Annotated in this window: 17 protein-coding genes; 7 read left to right on the forward strand and 10 right to left on the reverse strand. The window is 68.4% G+C overall.

Features of this window, described 5'->3' with window-relative positions; all coding sequences use genetic code 11:
• Positions 1 to 49 precede the first annotated feature (49 nt).
• The 3 genes from QLQ86_RS15325 to QLQ86_RS15335 are packed head-to-tail and all read left to right on the forward strand — an operon-like array spanning position 50 to position 2857.
• Positions 50 to 892 (forward strand): nitrilase-related carbon-nitrogen hydrolase, encoded by an 843-nt coding sequence (locus QLQ86_RS15325; protein WP_282817523.1) that lies wholly within the window; start codon positions 50 to 52, stop codon positions 890 to 892.
• Positions 893 to 914: 22 nt separating this feature from the next.
• Positions 915 to 1823: a complex I NDUFA9 subunit family protein gene (locus QLQ86_RS15330; RefSeq protein ID WP_282817524.1), complete on the forward strand. Its 909-nt coding sequence runs from the start codon at positions 915 to 917 to the stop codon at positions 1821 to 1823.
• A gap of 56 nt (positions 1824 to 1879) precedes the next feature.
• A complete protein-coding gene (locus QLQ86_RS15335) occupies positions 1880 to 2857 on the forward strand; it encodes a ribose-phosphate diphosphokinase (RefSeq protein WP_282817525.1) in 978 nt (325 codons plus the stop codon).
• 50 nt (positions 2858 to 2907) lie between these two features.
• Here the strand turns inward: QLQ86_RS15335 and QLQ86_RS15340 are convergent, their stop codons facing one another.
• The gene (locus tag QLQ86_RS15340) at positions 2908 to 3954 is read right to left on the reverse strand and encodes a hypothetical protein (RefSeq protein WP_282817526.1); all 1047 of its coding nucleotides are present in this window, start codon (positions 3952 to 3954) and stop codon (positions 2908 to 2910) included.
• Between the two features lie 32 nt (positions 3955 to 3986).
• On the reverse strand, positions 3987 to 4328 hold the full coding sequence (locus tag QLQ86_RS15345; protein WP_282817527.1) for a zinc ribbon domain-containing protein YjdM: 342 nt from the start codon (positions 4326 to 4328) through the stop codon (positions 3987 to 3989).
• Positions 4329 to 4462: 134 nt separating this feature from the next.
• Between QLQ86_RS15345 and QLQ86_RS15350 the strand changes: the two genes are divergently transcribed.
• A complete protein-coding gene (locus tag QLQ86_RS15350) occupies positions 4463 to 5404 on the forward strand; it encodes a 2-dehydropantoate 2-reductase (RefSeq protein WP_282817528.1) in 942 nt (313 codons plus the stop codon).
• Positions 5405 to 5411: 7 nt separating this feature from the next.
• Here the strand turns inward: QLQ86_RS15350 and gloA are convergent, their stop codons facing one another.
• The 3 genes from gloA to QLQ86_RS15365 all read right to left on the reverse strand — a co-directional run bounded on the left by gloA (position 5412) and on the right by QLQ86_RS15365 (position 8228).
• Positions 5412 to 5945 (reverse strand): lactoylglutathione lyase, encoded by a 534-nt coding sequence (gloA, locus tag QLQ86_RS15355; protein WP_282817529.1) that lies wholly within the window; start codon positions 5943 to 5945, stop codon positions 5412 to 5414.
• Positions 5946 to 6020: 75 nt separating this feature from the next.
• Positions 6021 to 7604 (reverse strand): GMC family oxidoreductase, encoded by a 1584-nt coding sequence (locus tag QLQ86_RS15360; RefSeq protein ID WP_282817530.1) that lies wholly within the window; start codon positions 7602 to 7604, stop codon positions 6021 to 6023.
• A 54-nt stretch (positions 7605 to 7658) separates the two neighbouring features.
• Positions 7659 to 8228 carry a twin-arginine translocation signal domain-containing protein gene (locus tag QLQ86_RS15365; protein WP_282817531.1) on the reverse strand — a complete coding sequence of 190 codons (570 nt, stop codon included), beginning with the start codon at positions 8226 to 8228 and terminating at the stop codon, positions 7659 to 7661.
• A gap of 240 nt (positions 8229 to 8468) precedes the next feature.
• Here QLQ86_RS15365 and QLQ86_RS15370 point away from each other — a divergent pair, with 240 nt between their 5' ends.
• The 3 genes from QLQ86_RS15370 to QLQ86_RS15380 all read left to right on the forward strand — a co-directional run bounded on the left by QLQ86_RS15370 (position 8469) and on the right by QLQ86_RS15380 (position 10745).
• Entirely contained in the window at positions 8469 to 8753 is a 285-nt protein-coding gene (locus QLQ86_RS15370) for a ribbon-helix-helix domain-containing protein (RefSeq protein ID WP_282733671.1), read from the forward strand.
• A 94-nt stretch (positions 8754 to 8847) separates the two neighbouring features.
• Positions 8848 to 9486: a DsbA family oxidoreductase gene (locus QLQ86_RS15375; RefSeq protein ID WP_282817532.1), complete on the forward strand. Its 639-nt coding sequence runs from the start codon at positions 8848 to 8850 to the stop codon at positions 9484 to 9486.
• Positions 9487 to 9590: 104 nt separating this feature from the next.
• Complete coding sequence (locus QLQ86_RS15380) at positions 9591 to 10745, forward strand: histone deacetylase family protein (protein ID WP_282733669.1); 1155 nt, start codon at positions 9591 to 9593, stop codon at positions 10743 to 10745.
• Between the two features lie 10 nt (positions 10746 to 10755).
• Here QLQ86_RS15380 and QLQ86_RS15385 read toward each other — a convergent pair whose 3' ends face one another.
• The 5 genes from QLQ86_RS15385 to QLQ86_RS15405 form a co-directional block, all read right to left on the reverse strand.
• The gene (locus QLQ86_RS15385) at positions 10756 to 11868 is read right to left on the reverse strand and encodes a CapA family protein (RefSeq protein ID WP_282817533.1); all 1113 of its coding nucleotides are present in this window, start codon (positions 11866 to 11868) and stop codon (positions 10756 to 10758) included.
• A gap of 28 nt (positions 11869 to 11896) precedes the next feature.
• Positions 11897 to 12361 carry a host attachment protein gene (locus QLQ86_RS15390; protein ID WP_282817534.1) on the reverse strand — a complete coding sequence of 155 codons (465 nt, stop codon included), beginning with the start codon at positions 12359 to 12361 and terminating at the stop codon, positions 11897 to 11899.
• Positions 12362 to 12427: 66 nt separating this feature from the next.
• Positions 12428 to 12940, reverse strand: coding sequence for an Hsp20/alpha crystallin family protein (locus QLQ86_RS15395; protein WP_282817535.1), 513 nt, complete (start codon positions 12938 to 12940; stop codon positions 12428 to 12430).
• 183 nt (positions 12941 to 13123) lie between these two features.
• Positions 13124 to 13561, reverse strand: a complete 438-nt coding sequence (locus tag QLQ86_RS15400) for a nucleoside deaminase (RefSeq protein ID WP_282817536.1) — start codon at positions 13559 to 13561, stop codon at positions 13124 to 13126.
• Between the two features lie 156 nt (positions 13562 to 13717).
• On the reverse strand, positions 13718 to 14476 hold the full coding sequence (locus QLQ86_RS15405) for a VIT1/CCC1 transporter family protein (protein WP_282817537.1): 759 nt from the start codon (positions 14474 to 14476) through the stop codon (positions 13718 to 13720).
• Between the last annotated feature and the right edge of the window lie 35 nt (positions 14477 to 14511).

Here is a 14511-nt window from a genome sequence, read left to right on the forward strand (position 1 = left end):
GGCAAGGAGGGCCGCCCACGGGCGGCCTTCCCTCTTTCAGGGGGATGAGATGCACTATCAGGACAGACTCCGGGTCGGCGCCGCGCAGATCAACGCCACCCTCGGCGAGGTGGATGCCAACCTGGCGCAGCATCTCGACACCATCCAGGACGCCTGCGACCAGGGCGTCGAGCTGCTTGTCTTCCCCGAACTCTCGCTGACCGGCTACGGGCTGGGCAGCCGGGTGATGCAGGTGGCGATGCCGCTCGAGGATCCACGCCTGCGCGAGCTGGCCCTGGCCTGCCGCGAGATGCAGACGGTGGTGGGCTTCGTCGAGGAAGCGAGTCCCGGCGAGTACTACAACGCGCTGGCCATCCTTCAGGATGGCGAGATCGCCGCGGTGCACCGCAAGCTGAACCTGCCCACCTACGGCGGTCTCGAGGAGGGCAAGTGGTTCACCCACGGCAGCGAGCTCACCCATACCCCGGTGCGCCCCGGCTGGTCGACCACCCAACTGATCTGCGCCGACCTGTGGAACCCGGCACTGGTCCATGCCGCCCTGCTACCCCGTCCCACGGTACTCTGCGCACCGATCAACTCGGCCTCGGGCATCGTCAGCGATGACTTCTCCAACGAGCAGAACTGGGCACTGAACGTGCGCTTCTACGCCATGACCTACGGCACGCCGGTGATCATGGCCAACCGCTTCGGTCCCGAGGGCCAGAGCCACTTCTGGGGTGGCTCGCGTATCCTCGGTCCGCGCGGCGAGCTACTCGCCGAGGCCGAGGAGCGCGAGATGCTGATCACCGCCGAGCTGTCACGCACCGCCATCGCCCGGGCCCGCTTCGAGCTGCCCACCCACCGCGATGCCGACACGCCGCTGGTGCGCGAGCTGATGGCCGGCTACCGTTGAGCGGCCAGGGTGGAGGGGGATGATGCGCGAGGGTCCGGTCACGGTCTTCGGCGGCACCGGCTTTCTCGGTGACGCCATCGTGCGGGAACTGGTCGAGGCCGGCCGCGGGGTGCGTATCGCCGCCCGCCATCCGGCCCTGCCCGCCTGGCTGGAAGACGGGGACCCGGTGGAGCTCGCCACCGCCGACCTGTGCGACGAGGCGAGCATCGAGGCGGCCCTCGCGGGCGCGAGCGCCGTGGTCAATGCCGTCAGCCTCTATGTCGAGACCCGCGATGTCAGCTTCGAGGCCATCCATGTGACGGGCGCCGGGCGACTGGCCAGCCGGACCCGGGCGGCCGGTATCGAGCGGCTGGTGCTGGTCTCGGGCATCGGCGCCCGCCACGATTCCGCCTCGGCCTACGTGCGGGCCCGCGCCCGGGGCGAGGACGCGGTGCTGGAGGCCTTGCCCCGGGCGATCATCGTGCGGCCCAGCGTGCTGTTCGGCCCCGGGGATGCCTTTCTCACCGGACTGGAGGGCCTCACCCGGCTACCGCTGATTCCGCTGTTCGGTCGCGGCACGACCCGGCTCCAGCCGGTGCATGTGGTGGATGTGGCGCGGGCCATCGCCCGGCTCATCGGCCACCCCGCCACCGAGCGGCGCCTCTTCGAGCTCGGCGGTCCCGAGGTGTTGAGCTACCGCGAGATCCTCGAGACACTGCTCGCCCACCTGCAGCGCGAGCGGCCGCTGGTGCCACTCCCCTTTCTCGCCTGGCGGCTGATGGCGGCCCTGGCCGCCTGGCTGCCCGGCCCGCCGCTGACGCGCGACCAGGTGATCCTGATGCAGTCGGACAACGTCGCCGACGAGGATCTCGGCGGCTTCCAGGACCTGGGCATCCTGCCCCGTTCGCTGCGCGAGAGCCTGCCGAGCTGCCTGGTGCCTTCCGGCTCTTGATCCCCGATCGCCCTTGGGCTCGTCAGGCGCGGGACCCAGCGTCTATGCTGCAGGGCATGAAACTCTTCTCCCTCAATGCCAGCCGCCCCTTCGGCGAGAAGGTGGCCCAGTCGCTTGGCATCTCGCTTGCCGAACACGAGGAGCGCGACTTCGAGGACGGCGAGCACAAGGCGCGACCGCTGGAGAGCGTGCGTGGCGAGGATGTCTACGTCCTGCAGAGCCTCAATGGCGACCCGGAACAGGGGGTCAACGAACGGCTCTGCCGGCTGCTGTTCTTCCTGGGCACCGTCCGCGACGCGGGAGCCCGGCGGGTTACCGCCGTGATCCCCTACATGGCCTATGCACGCAAGGACCGGCGGACCAAGCCCCGCGACCCGCTCACGTCCCGCTATCTGGCCATGCTGCTGGAGGCCATGGGCATCGACGCCGTCATGGCGCTCGATGTGCATAATCCCGCGGCGTTCCAGAACGCCTTCCGCTGCCCCACCCATACCCTGGATACGCGTCGCCTGTTTGCCGATCACATGCAGGAGCGCTGCGGCGACGGACCGGTAGTGGTGGCCTCTCCGGACCCGGGCGGCGTGAAGCGAGCGCAGGGTTTCAGGGAAATGCTCGAGCCCATGCTGGGTCGCGAGATCGGCTCGGCTTACATGGAGAAGCGTCGCAGCGAGGGCAGGGTCAGCGGCACCCTGCTGACCGGCGAGGTCGACGGCGCCACCGTGCTGGTCGTGGATGACCTGATCAGCACGGGTGGCACCCTGCTGCGCGCCGCCCGAGCCTGCCTGGACCGGGGCGCAACGGAGGTATATGGCCTGGCGGCACACGGCCTGTTCGTCGGCGATGCCGACCGGGTGGTCCGCGACCCGCAGCTGACGAAGCTTGTCGTTACCGACACCGTCCCGCCGACTCGCCTCGATGCCGAGGTGGCCAGCCAGCACCTGGAGGTGGTCAGCGCCGCCCCGCTCTTTGCCGAGGCGATCCGTCGCGTTCATGAGGATGGCTCGCTCACCGAACTGCTCGAGGGCCCAGCCTAACGGCAGCACGCTTCCCCGCCCGAGTGGCCGGGAATCCATGGGCCCCTTGGCTAATCAAGTTCACGACAGGCCCGCTGTCCCAGCGCCAGGTACTCCCTGGCCTGCGGCTCCCACTTCTCCGGGGTGCGCGGGTCCGGCTCGAGCAGGTGGGCGAGCGACAGGCGCGCCCTGAGACAGGCACGATACGCCGTATAGAAGGCCAGCAATCGCCTGCCTGGCCGGTCCTGGAGCGTTCGGGCGCACTCGCTGACCAGTCGCTCGAGCATCCAGGCGGCCCCGAGTCGCTCGCACTCGAGGCCGAGGAAACACAGTTCGTCGAAGGGGTCCACCAGCCGCAGGGGACGGCTGAATTCGAGGCAATCGATGACAACGGGGGGCTCGGAGAGGCAGACATGCTCGGGGCGCAGGTCGCCGTGCCCCTCGATGATCCGCCCCTGGCGCGGGCGATCCCCCAGCAGGTCAGGCTCTTCCGCGAGCAGGCGGTCGAGACGGTCGAGCATGGCCGCCACCCCATCGTTGGCCGGGGAGAACCGGGTATCCGTGATGACCTCGCGGTTGCGGTCGAGTTCGCGCTGGAAGCGGTCCAGGTAGGTATCTACCGGCATCTCGACCGGCGCGAGTCCCCGGTAGAAGGCAGCGAGCCGTTGAGCGACCCGGGAGACCCCGGCCCCGGTGACGGTGCCCCGGGACAGCGCCATGTCCAGCATGAGGTGTTCCGGCAGCCGCTTCATCACGACCAGCCAGTCGACCACCGTTCCCTCACCCTCCAGCGCCAACCTGCCCGCGGGATCGAACCGCAAGGCTGCCACCCCGAGGTAGACCTCCGGGGCCAGGCGACGGTTGAGCCGGACCTCCTCGTGACAGAGCACCTCGCGGTCGCGCAGGAAGTGACAGTCACGATGCGTGTACTCGACGGGCTTCTTGAGCTTGTAGACGCGAGCCCCCGCCAGGAAGACCCAGGCCATATGGGTCTCCCTGACATCGACCTCACCCTCGAACCCGGGGTAGGCCCGGGGACTCGACAGGAACGCGACCTTGTCCCGGAGTGAGACGTCGTTTGCGGCCGCAGCAGCATTGGGGGATGAATCCTCGGCCATGGGGGTGCTCCTCCCGTCGTGGCGAGAGGGTATCACACCTTCTTGACGAACTCGGACTTGAGCTTCATGGCCCCGATGCCATCGATCCTGCAGTCGATGTCGTGGTCGCCGTCGACCAGGCGGATGTTCTTGACCTTGGTCCCGACCTTCACCACCGCCGAGGCGCCCTTGACCTTGAGGTCCTTGATCACCGTGACGGTGTCGCCGTCGGCCAGGGGGTTGCCGTTGGCATCGCGGACCACCGCCTCGTCCCCGGCCGGCTCCGCGCCAGCATCCCTCGACCACTCGTGGCCGCACTCCGGGCAGACAAGCTGGATGCCATCATCGTAGGTGAACGCGGAGCCGCACTCGGGGCAGTTGGGCAGATCGCTCATGATCGGGTCCTGTGCTGTGAACAAGGGCGGCAAGCCTACACCGACCGGCCCCGCCGCTCCAGTTCGCCCATCGCCGGGGCGCGCCCATGGCGGTATGCTCGGGAGAGCCATCACCGACAGCACGGGGAGAGAGGATGAAGGTCGCGATCATGGGCAGTGGCGGCGTGGGGGGCTACTTCGGCGCCCGCCTGGCACAGGGCGGCGAGGAGGTCACCTTCATCGCCAGGGGCGAGCACCTGGCGGCGATCCGCCAGCATGGCCTCGCGGTGTCGAGCATCGAGGGCGACGTGACCGTCGAACCGATCAGGGCCACCGACGACCCCGCTGAGGCGGGGGGCGTGGATGCGGTGATCGTGGCAGTGAAGGCCTGGCAAGTCCGCGAGGCCGCCGAGGCGATCAGGCCGATGGTCGGACCGCGGACACTGGTGCTGCCGCTGGAGAATGGCGTCGAGGCGGCGGGCGTCCTGGCCGAGGTGCTCGGCGAGGCGCCGGTACTCGACGGCCTGTGCGGCATACTCGCCTGGCGCGAGGGCCCGGGCCGTATCCGTCATGCGGGCGTATCGCCATTCGTGCGCCTGGGCACCCGGCATCCCGAACAGGGAGACAGCGCCCGGCGCCTGCGGGACGCGCTGGACCGCGCCCCGGGCGTCAGCGCCGAGATGCCCGATGACATCCAGGCCGCGGTATGGAGCAAGTTCCTGTTCATCTGCGCGATGAGCGGCATCGGGGCGATCACCCGGGCGCCCATCGGGGTGACCCGCACCCTCCCCGAGACGCGCTCGCTGACCGAGCGCCTGCTCGCCGAGATCGAGGCGGTGGCCCGGGCCCGAGGGGTGGCGCTGCCGGAGGACGCGGTGACGCGGGCCCTGAGGTTCATCGACTCGCTGCCTGCCGAGAGCACCGCCTCCATGCAGCGCGACATCATGGCGGGCCGTCCCTCCGAACTGGACGCCCAGAACGGCGCCGTGGTGCGGCTGGGTCGCGAGGCCGGCGTCCCCACCCCGATCAATGAAATGATCCATGCCGCCCTGCTGCCCCAGGAGCGGGCGGCACGCGGCGACGACGCCCCCGGGTAGGCCGGGCTCAGTCGCCCAGGGCGGAGAGCCGGTCGGCCTGGACGACCTCGATCCAGTAGCCGTCGATATCCTTGACGAAGACCACATCCTTCATCTTGCCCTGGTCCGAGCGCTTGACGAACTCGACCTCGTTGGCGTCGAACCAGGCCTCGGCCGCCTCCAGGTCCGGCACCGAGAAGCAGATGTGGCCGAAGCCCTGAGGCTCGGCATTGCCGTCGTGATAGATCCGCCCCTCCTGGCTCTCGGTCCCCCAGTTGTGAGTCAGTTCCAGCACGCCGCGCTGGCTGAAGGTCCAGACGGTACGCTCGCCGGTCTGCTCGGGAACGCGCTCGCCGGCTTCCGGCCGCGCCAGGAAGTAGAGCGAGAACTGCATCGCCTCGAAGTCGAGTCGTCGCAGCACCCGCATGCCGAACACCCGGGTATAGAAGGCCAGCGATGCCTCGGGGTCCTTGACCCTGAGCATGGTGTGGTTGAGACGAAAGCCGTCGGACTCGGGGGTCGGCGCCTGGACGCCGGGATACTGCTCACCTGCGAAGCTCATGTCGCAACTCCTTGATCGATGCCATGAATGAAAGAGAGACGCGCCCGGCGCTGCCAGGCGCGTCATGGGCGCGTGTCAGACCTCACCCTGCCGCATCAGCTGCCCGATGTGCTCGGCCTGGCGGATGGCCAGCGACACGATGGTCAGGGTGGGATTCTCCGCCGCGGAGGTGGTGAACTGGCTGCCGTCCGAGATGAACAGGTTGGGGATCTCGTGAGCCTGGCCGTAGCCGTTGCAGACGCCGTCCTCGGGGCGCTCGCTCATCCGGCAGGTACCGAGGTTATGGGTCGAGGGGTACGGCGGCACCTCGTAGATGTCCCTGGCCCCCACCGAGCGGTAGAGCTCGGCCCCCTGACGGTAGCCGTGCTCGCGCATGGCGATGTCGTTGGGGTGGTCATCGTAGTGGACGTTGGCCACCGGCAGACCGTAGCGGTCGGTAACGTCGGGATTGAGGGTCACGCGATTGCTCTTCTGGGGCAGGTCCTCGCCCACCAGCCACATGCCGGCCATGTTCTCGTACTGGTCGAGCGCGCCGGTGAAGCGCGGTCCCCAAGCACCGGGGTCGAGGAAGGCAGCCATGAAGGGCAGGCCCAATGCCAGGGTCTCCATCTCGTAGCCGCCGACGAAGCCCCGCGTGGGGTCGTGGCCCGCCTCGTCGGAGACGATGCCGGCCATGGTGGTGCCGCGGTACATGTGCACGGGCTCGTCGAAGGTGGCGTAGACCGAGCCGGTCATGTGACGCATGTAGTTGCGTCCCACCTGGCCAGAGCCGTTGGCGAGCCCCTCCGGGAACATCGTGCTGGCCGAGTTGAGCAGCAGGCGCGGCGTCTCCAGGGAGTTGCCGGCCACCGCCACCAGCCGCGCCTGCTGGCGCTGCTCGTTGCCGTCGGCATCGAAGTAGACCACCGCCGTGACCTTGCCGCTGTCATCATGCTCGATCCGCGCCACGTGGGACTCCGGGCGCAGCTCCAGATGGCCGGTGGCAATGCCCTCGGGCAGCTCGGTGTAGAGGGTCGACCACTTGGCGCCGGTCTTGCAGCCCTGGAAGCAGAAGCCGCGCTGCTGGCAGGCGGCGCGCCCGTCGCGTGGCGCGCTGTTGATGGCCATGTGGCCGGTATTGCACGAATAGCCGAGGTTCTTGGCACCGGCGTACATCACCTTGAAGTTGTTGTTGCCGGGTAGCCCCTTGTTGTCGTTGGTGCGGGTGACACCCATGCGCCGCTCGGCGCGGTCGTAGAAGGGGGCCAGATCGTCGTAGGTGAGCGGCCAGTCGAGCAGGTTGGCACCCTCGATCTCCCCGTAATTCGTCAGCGCTGCGAACTCATGGGGCTGGATGCGCAGGCTGGCCCCCGCCCAGTGCACGGTGGTGCCGCCCACCGACTTGACGATCCAGGCCGGCAGGTTGGGAAAGTCCCTGGCCAGGCGGAAGCTGCCCGAGGTGGTGCGCGTGTCGAGCCAGGCGAGTTGGGCGAAGGAGGCCCACTCGTCGGCCAGGAAGTCGGCGGTGGTATGCAGGGCGCCGGCCTCCAGCACCACCACGTTGATGCCCTGCTGGGCCAGCTCGTTGGCCAGGGTGCCGCCCCCCGCGCCGGACCCGATTACCACGACGACGCTGCCGTCGTCGTGGGCAAAGGTCTTCTGGTTGTCGGTCATTGCCATCTTGGCGTCTCCACATGCGTTGTTGTTCTGGTCGTCGGTCGCTCGGCGGGCCCGTCAGGTCGTGGGCTCCTCGAAGGGCAGGTAGCCACCCTCGGGCTGGGGCGGGTCGGGCAGCCAGGTGAGGTCGTTGAAGCCCTTGGTCAGGTAGCCGCCGTCGCCCTCAGCGCCCTCGTAGCCGAAGTGGGCGAAGGCCAGGGGGTTGTCGTAGAGCGAGACCACGGCATCGCCACGGATGGCCTCGAAGAAGGGAGTGCCGGCCAGGGGAGCGAGGTGATCGAGCCGCGCGGCATCGTCCAGCGCCAGCCAGTCACCGCCTGCGGACTTGTCCAACTCGGCGATGCCGTCGTTGAGTGTCGTGAGGAGCGCCCCCTCGACGGCCTTGCGGTCGAGGCTCTTCACCACGTGGGCGTAGACGGCATCCTCGAGGTCAGGGTGGGGAAAGATCTGCCGGGTGACCGCAAGCAGGACCTCGCCCTGGCGGGAACCCAGGTTGTCGAGCGGCATTGCCCAGCTGCGCGAGGGCGCCAGCAGGGCTATGGGGCCACTGGCGAAGGCCAGGGTGCCGGCCAGAACGCCTCCGCTCGCCTTGAGAAAGACGCGGCGGGAAATCGTGGGTGAACTCATCGCTGACCTCTCCGGGGTGGGGGGCGCAGCACCCGGGGAAGGTGAGCCGCGCCTTGCTTCTTGTTGTCGGGGTGGACCGGCGGACCAGCCACCTCCATGGAGAGTAGGCGCAAGCACGGCTGGACGGGTAACAGCGGGTTACTACATCGACGATGGTCTAATGCTCATGGGCGGCCGCAGAAGGCAAGGTCGAACGAGCCGGGACCGCTCCGGCACCCTGTTCCCTGCGGAGTGAATGTCATGTGCCACGTCTATGCCTCCACCGATCCTCAACGCTACGAATGCACCACCCGCTCGCTTCGCCTGCAGGGCAGCGTGACCAGCGTGCGGCTCGAGAACGAGTTCTGGGAGATCCTCGATCACCTGGCCCACGACCAGCAACTCTCTACCGGACAGTTCATCAGCGAACTCTACGGGGAGGTGATGGCCACCAAGGGGGCGGTGCCCAACCTCGCCTCCCTGCTGCGGGTCGCCTGCGCCGTGCATCTGCACATCCGCGCCGAACCGGCTAGCCGCAGCGCCTGACGTCGCACCGACCGCCCTCTTCTCCCGCCATGTCCTGCCGGGCGACGCGCTGTTACCCTCCCCGGGTCTGTCGCATCGCCACAGGAGGCAACCGATGACCCGGCCGCGCATTACCCTCGATGTCTTCAGCGACTACGTCTGTCCCTTCTGCTACCTGGAAGCCCCGGAACTCGACGCCCTGGCCGAGCGCTTCGGCGGGGCCGTAGCGATCCGCTGGCGAGCCTTCGAGCTGCGCCCCGAGCCCGAGCCGACACTCGACCCCGACGGCGACTACCTGCACGACGCCTGGGAACGTGCCGTCTATCCCATGGCCGCGGAGCGCGGCATGACCCTGCGCCTGCCCCGCCTGCAGCCCCGTTCGCGGCTGGCCCACGAGGCCAGTGCCTGGGCCCGGACGCAGGACGCCGTCCGGCCAGGGGCCGACAGCGCCATGCGCACGGCGCTGTTTCGCGGCTTCTTCGAGGAGAGCCTCGACCTGGCCGACCCCGAGGCACTCGTCCACGTGGCGCAGACGCTCGACCTGGACGGCCAGGCCCTGCGCGAGGCCCTGGCGCAGGGCGATTTCCGCCAGCAGGTGCGGGCCGACCAGCAGACCGCCCGGCAACTCGGTATCGGCGGCGTGCCGGGCCTTCGCTTCTCGCTGGACGGCGAGCATGCCGGCGTGCTCGAGGGCGCCCAGCCGCGCCGCCAGCTGTTCCTGGCGGTGGAGCGACTGCTCGACGCCATGCGCTGATGTGACGGGCCGTCCTCCCCCCATGATGCCAGCCCCCTGATATGCTGTAGCCAGAGGCATGATTCGTCTCGCCCTTATGTTGCGCACAACATGGAGCCTTTACAGTGGCCGAACAGAATAGCGTGATCGCCTTCTATGACGAGCGGATGCTGGCCCATGAACCGGATATCGAGGTGCCCTTCCTGCCGGGGCGCATGGACAAGCGAGTCCGCTCACTGCTGTCGGGGCTGGGGGTGCCCTGGAAGTATCCCGAACACCCCGCCCGGCTCTCCGCCATCCGGCACCTGCTGGAACTCGAACCGGTCCCCGGGGTGACCTTCGAGGCCGGCAAGCCGGCAACTCGCGAGCAGCTGGGGCACGTCCATACCAACTCCTACCTGGACAGCATCTACCAGCTGCGCGGCAAGAGCGCCTGGCTGGACGTGGATACCACGGCCGTTTCCCCCGGCAGCGTCGATGCCGCCGAGGTGGCCGCCGGCACGGCGATCGCCGCCGTCGAGGCGGTGGTAGAGGGGCGGGCCGAGAGCAGCTTCGCGCTGGTAAGGCCCCCCGGTCATCATGCCGAACCGGTACGCGCCCGCGGCTTCTGCTTGTTCAACAACGTGGCCGTGGCGGCCGCCCATGCCCAGGCGGCGCTGGGCTGTCAGCGGGTGATGATCGTCGATTGGGATGCCCATCACGGCAACGGTACCCAGGACATCTTCTGGGCCGACCCGGATGTGCTGTTCTTCGATATCCACCGTGCCTCTCCCTTCTATCCCGGCACGGGGAGTCTCGAGGAGGTCGGGGTGGGCCTCGGGGAAGGCACCATCGTCAATGTCCCCCTGCCTGCCGATGCCGGCGACGCCGCCTATCTCACGGCCTTCCGCGAGATCCTGATACCGGCGGCCGAGTGGTTCCGCCCCGACCTGATCCTGGTCTCGACAGGATTCGATCCCCACAGCCATGACCTGGCGCTGAATGTCTCCTATGACGGTTTTGCCGCCATGACCGGCATCCTGCAGAACCTGGCCCGCCGGCAGTGCGGGGGAAGGCTGGTCTTCGTGCTGGAAGGCGGCTATAACCTGATATCGCTGGCGCGCGGCGTCAGGTCGGTGCTTCAGGTGCTGGCCGGCGATGAGCCACCGGAACCCGGCCTGCGCGGCCTTGCCGAAGTGGAGGCCGCGGCGGCCTTCCATCGCAGTGCCTTCGTCACCGACCCGGAAGCGTCGGGGGCGCCGCCCGACACCGCTCAGGAAGGGAAAGAGGGCACGACATGAGCTGAACGGCTCATCGCTCGCCTTGCCACTCGAGCACCAGTCGGTCATGGCCATCGTGCCGTACCCGGGTGCCGAGGCCCCGCCCCTCGCGGTTCAGCCTCCGGCACAGCCAGTCGGCCTCATCGCGAGGGGCTCGATCGAGACGGAAATGGCGGCGCCGGAGGGGGACCATGACCAGCCGTTCCAGGCGGCCGTCCGTCGGGCAGAGGGTCGGGAAGTAGAGCAGCGCCAGGTCGTCACGGAACGCCTCATGGCCGGCGATGCCCTCGTAGTCGTTGATCAGGTCGCCGCAGCCATAGAGGATCAGCCTGCCACGATACACCTCGATGCCCAACGGATGGTGAGAGGAGTGGCCCCAGACCAGGTCCACACCGGCCTCGTCGATCAGCCGGTGGGCGAACTCTCGATGCTCAGCGGGTATCGCATAGCCCCAGTTGCCGCCCCAGTGCAGCGAGACCAGGGCCAGTTCCCGGGGTTCGCGTCCCCGGGCGACGTCTGCGGCAATGGTCGACACGGTGGCGGTCGAGAGGTCGGTCAGTACATTGACCCCGGGGCGGGCGTCACCGGCCGCCCAGTCTCGCGGCACGCCGCTGCTGGGAAGCCCGAAGGCCAGCAGCCGCAGGCGCCCGCCGGGGAGCACGAAGCGTGCCGGGCCCCTTGCCTGATGCCGGTCAAGGCCGGCACCTGCCGTGACATAGCCCGCCTTGCCGAGTACCTCAAGGGTCTCGCGTAGCCCGCGCCGCCCCCAGTCCAGCACATGGTTGTTGGCCAGTACGCAGGCATCCACTCCCGCCGCGGCCAGCACGGGCAGGTTGGCGGGATGCATGCGGTACTGGATCCCCTTGGGCTCGGCATCGTCGCTGGTGGTGACCGCCGTTTCCAGATTGATCAGGCGCAGATCGGGAGCCTGGCGCTCGAGCCACGTCAGGGCGTCGCCCCAGGCGTAGGCGAAGTCGACGGGATGCGGAATCGGGCCGTTCACTCGCTCGGCCAGCCGGACATAGCCGATGGCCGAGGCCATGCAGGACTCGAATATTCGGGGATCTCCGGGATGCGGCAGGATCTGGTCGATGCCGCGTCCGGTCATCACATCCCCGGTCAGCCAGAGGGTCACGCCGACCATCGCCGTCCCTCGTTCCGACTACCCGCCCCTATCCCTCCGAGGCGAGGGGCGCCCGGGGCAGCCTCTCCGGCAGGTGTGCTCGGATCTCCTCGGGGCTCAGTGCCGTGAGGTCCTTGTGCAGTTCGAGCACGATGCACTTCGCGACAGCCTCGGGCAGCGTCTCGCGCAGCAGCCCCAGGAAGCGCGGCGTCGCGCTGAGGATCAGGTGCCGGAAGGCGCCGTCGTGCAGGCCGGCGGCCAGGCGCTCCCCCACCTCATGGGCGAAGCGGATCGCCTCCTGTTCCTTGGGCGAATGGTGCTTGCCCATGGCATGGCGTCCCTCGCCCATGGAGTCGAAGGCACGTCCCGGGCTGTCGGCATTCAGGTCGCGGTCATGCAGGCGACCCTCGGGATTGGCCAGGTCTTCCACCTCCTGCAGCGACCCTCTCTGGTCGGATGCCGAGAAGAGCCGTGCCCGTGCCTGGTCGGCGACTACCACCCAGGTGGTGTCCATTTTCGTTCCCTCACGCCAGGGAAGCCGGCACGCCGCGATACCCGGCATGCCGGTCATTCCGGATGGTTACTTGACCTCGACCTTGCGGCGATTGGCCTTCTTGTGCTTGGGCAGCGTCAGTTCGAGGACGCCGTTCTTGAAGCTGGCGGCCGCCTTGTCGGCATCGATCTCGCTGGGCAGGGCCACCGTCCGGGTAAAGGACCCCCGGGAGATCTCGGAGTGGAAGTAGTCGCCCTCCTCCTCCTTGCTCTCCTCGCGGTGGTCGCCCTTGATGGTCACCGCGCCGTCGGTCACCGAGACGTCGAGCTCCTCGCGCTCGAAGCCCGGAACCTCGGCACGGACCACCACCTCGGCATCGCGGTCGATGACATCGACCTTCGGCATGCCCTTCTCGAAGGCGGCGAAGCGCTGCCAGAGGGGATGCTCCCAGCGCGACGGCATTCCGCCACGATCGAAGAAGGTATCGAGCAGGCGATCGAACTCCCGGAACGGGCTCATCGCCCGGGACTCTGTCTGCGGTGCAGACTTGCCGCTCGAGACGGGGACGTCCTTGGTGTCCTTGGAAGCTTTCTTGGCCATGACGATGACTCCTCGAATGCAGTTCAGGAATGGCGAGGCCCAGGGGAGCACGAGTCATCGCGGCCCAGCCCATGCCGGCTGCAGCGACTCGTGAGGCTCGCCTCCTCATCAAGGTAGTCCAGCCCTCGCCGGCCGACTTGACCCAGATCAGCATGGTTCTCGTCATGTCTGACGCCGTGGGCGCTACTCGCCGATGTCCTCGTGCCACAGCTCGGGCGAGGCGGCAATGAAGCCCTCCATCAGCGCAATGCACTCGGGATCCTGCAGCACCTCCACCTCGACGCCACGCTCCCTCAGCAGGGCCTCCTCGCCGAGGAAGGTACGATTCTCGCCGATCACCACGTTCGGGATGCCATAGAGCAGGATGGCACCGCTGCACATCGGACAGGGCGAGAGGGTGGTGTAGAGGACGCTTTCGCGGTAGGTCTCGGCCGGGTGGCGCCCGGCGTTCTCCAGGGCATCCATCTCGCCGTGCAGCACCGCACTGCCCAGCTGCACGCGACGATTGTGGCCGCGGCCGATGACCACCCCGCGGTGCACCAGCACCGAGCCGATGGGGATGCCGCCCTCCTCGAGACCATGGCGGGCTTCCTCGAGCGCGGCCTGCATGAAGCGGTCCATTCGCTGTCTCCCTGGCATTACGGTGCCACCCAGCCTACGCCGCCCTGGCCCGAGCATGCCAGCCACGAGGCCAACCACATCCCGCTTACCCCCGCGCAGCCCCCGTTTGACCCGGATGCTGGATCGTCGCCGACGCGACCCTGTCGTTAAGGCGACCTACAGGCCCACGCCGAACAGCGCCTGCGCCAGGTGACCGGTGAGGAAGGCCAGCCCGGCCGCGACCCCGCCGATCAGCAGGGTCCTCAGCCCCGCCTTCAGTACCGGCTGATGATAGACAAGGCTCTTGCCCATGCCGATCAGGAAGAACATCAATCCGGCCACCGCCAGGCTCGCCAGGAACTGCCGGGTAGTATCCAGCCCCGGTATCGCATAGGGCAGCAGCGGCATGGCGCCCACCACCAGGAAGGCGATGAAGGTGGCCAGCGCCGAGCGCCACGGGCTCAGCCCCACGGTCTGCAGGCCGTGCTCCTCGGAGACCATGGTCTCCACCCACACCTCGCGGTCACTGCAGATGGTCTCGACCACACGCTCCAGTGTCTCGCCCGTGAACCCCTTGCGCTGGAATATCTGGCGAATCTCCTCGCGCTCGCCTTCCGGTACCTCGTCGATATGGTGGTTCTCGGTGCGACGCACCCCCTCGACATGATCGCGCTGGGCCTGGATCGCCTCGTAGTTGCTGACCGCCATGCTGAAGCCGTCGGCGAGCAGGTTGGCGACCCCCAGCACCAGCGCCACCGTGGACGAGAACCCCGCGCCGAAGGCCCCGGAGACCACCGCGAAGGTGGTCACGCAGCCGTCGATGCCGCCCAGGATGGCATCGGGAAGGTGCTGGAGCCGGGAGGGGGCACGCAGCCGTCGCTCGATCACCTCCGGGCGATGCTCGTGCTCCAGCGCCTCGCGCCGCCGATCATTCATGGGGCCTCCCGTCGATGCATGATTGATCCTGGCTC

Origin of the sequence: Halomonas rhizosphaerae (assembly GCF_030012485.1) — a bacterium.
Taxonomy (GTDB): Bacteria; Pseudomonadota; Gammaproteobacteria; order Pseudomonadales; family Halomonadaceae; genus Halomonas; species Halomonas rhizosphaerae.

Bases quoted from the DNA above. Each gene is read 5' to 3' on its own strand.
- QLQ86_RS15350 (WP_282817528.1), top strand. From the start codon at position 4,463: ATGAAGGTCGCGATCATGGGCAGTGGCGGCGTGGGGGGCTACTTCGGC.
- QLQ86_RS15375 (WP_282817532.1), top strand. From the start codon at position 8,848: ATGACCCGGCCGCGCATTACCCTCGATGTCTTCAGCGACTACGTCTGT.
- QLQ86_RS15365 (WP_282817531.1), bottom strand. From the start codon at position 8,228: ATGAGTTCACCCACGATTTCCCGCCGCGTCTTTCTCAAGGCGAGCGGA.
- QLQ86_RS15330 (WP_282817524.1), top strand. From the start codon at position 915: ATGCGCGAGGGTCCGGTCACGGTCTTCGGCGGCACCGGCTTTCTCGGT.
- QLQ86_RS15325 (WP_282817523.1), top strand. From the start codon at position 50: ATGCACTATCAGGACAGACTCCGGGTCGGCGCCGCGCAGATCAACGCC.
- QLQ86_RS15400 (WP_282817536.1), bottom strand. From the start codon at position 13,561: ATGGACCGCTTCATGCAGGCCGCGCTCGAGGAAGCCCGCCATGGTCTC.
- QLQ86_RS15340 (WP_282817526.1), bottom strand. From the start codon at position 3,954: ATGGCCGAGGATTCATCCCCCAATGCTGCTGCGGCCGCAAACGACGTC.
- QLQ86_RS15360 (WP_282817530.1), bottom strand. From the start codon at position 7,604: ATGGCAATGACCGACAACCAGAAGACCTTTGCCCACGACGACGGCAGC.
- QLQ86_RS15395 (WP_282817535.1), bottom strand. From the start codon at position 12,940: ATGGCCAAGAAAGCTTCCAAGGACACCAAGGACGTCCCCGTCTCGAGC.
- QLQ86_RS15345 (WP_282817527.1), bottom strand. From the start codon at position 4,328: ATGAGCGATCTGCCCAACTGCCCCGAGTGCGGCTCCGCGTTCACCTAC.
- QLQ86_RS15390 (WP_282817534.1), bottom strand. From the start codon at position 12,361: ATGGACACCACCTGGGTGGTAGTCGCCGACCAGGCACGGGCACGGCTC.
- gloA (WP_282817529.1), bottom strand. From the start codon at position 5,945: ATGAGCTTCGCAGGTGAGCAGTATCCCGGCGTCCAGGCGCCGACCCCC.
- QLQ86_RS15405 (WP_282817537.1), bottom strand. From the start codon at position 14,476: ATGAATGATCGGCGGCGCGAGGCGCTGGAGCACGAGCATCGCCCGGAG.
- QLQ86_RS15385 (WP_282817533.1), bottom strand. From the start codon at position 11,868: ATGGTCGGCGTGACCCTCTGGCTGACCGGGGATGTGATGACCGGACGC.
- QLQ86_RS15370 (WP_282733671.1), top strand. From the start codon at position 8,469: ATGTGCCACGTCTATGCCTCCACCGATCCTCAACGCTACGAATGCACC.
- QLQ86_RS15335 (WP_282817525.1), top strand. From the start codon at position 1,880: ATGAAACTCTTCTCCCTCAATGCCAGCCGCCCCTTCGGCGAGAAGGTG.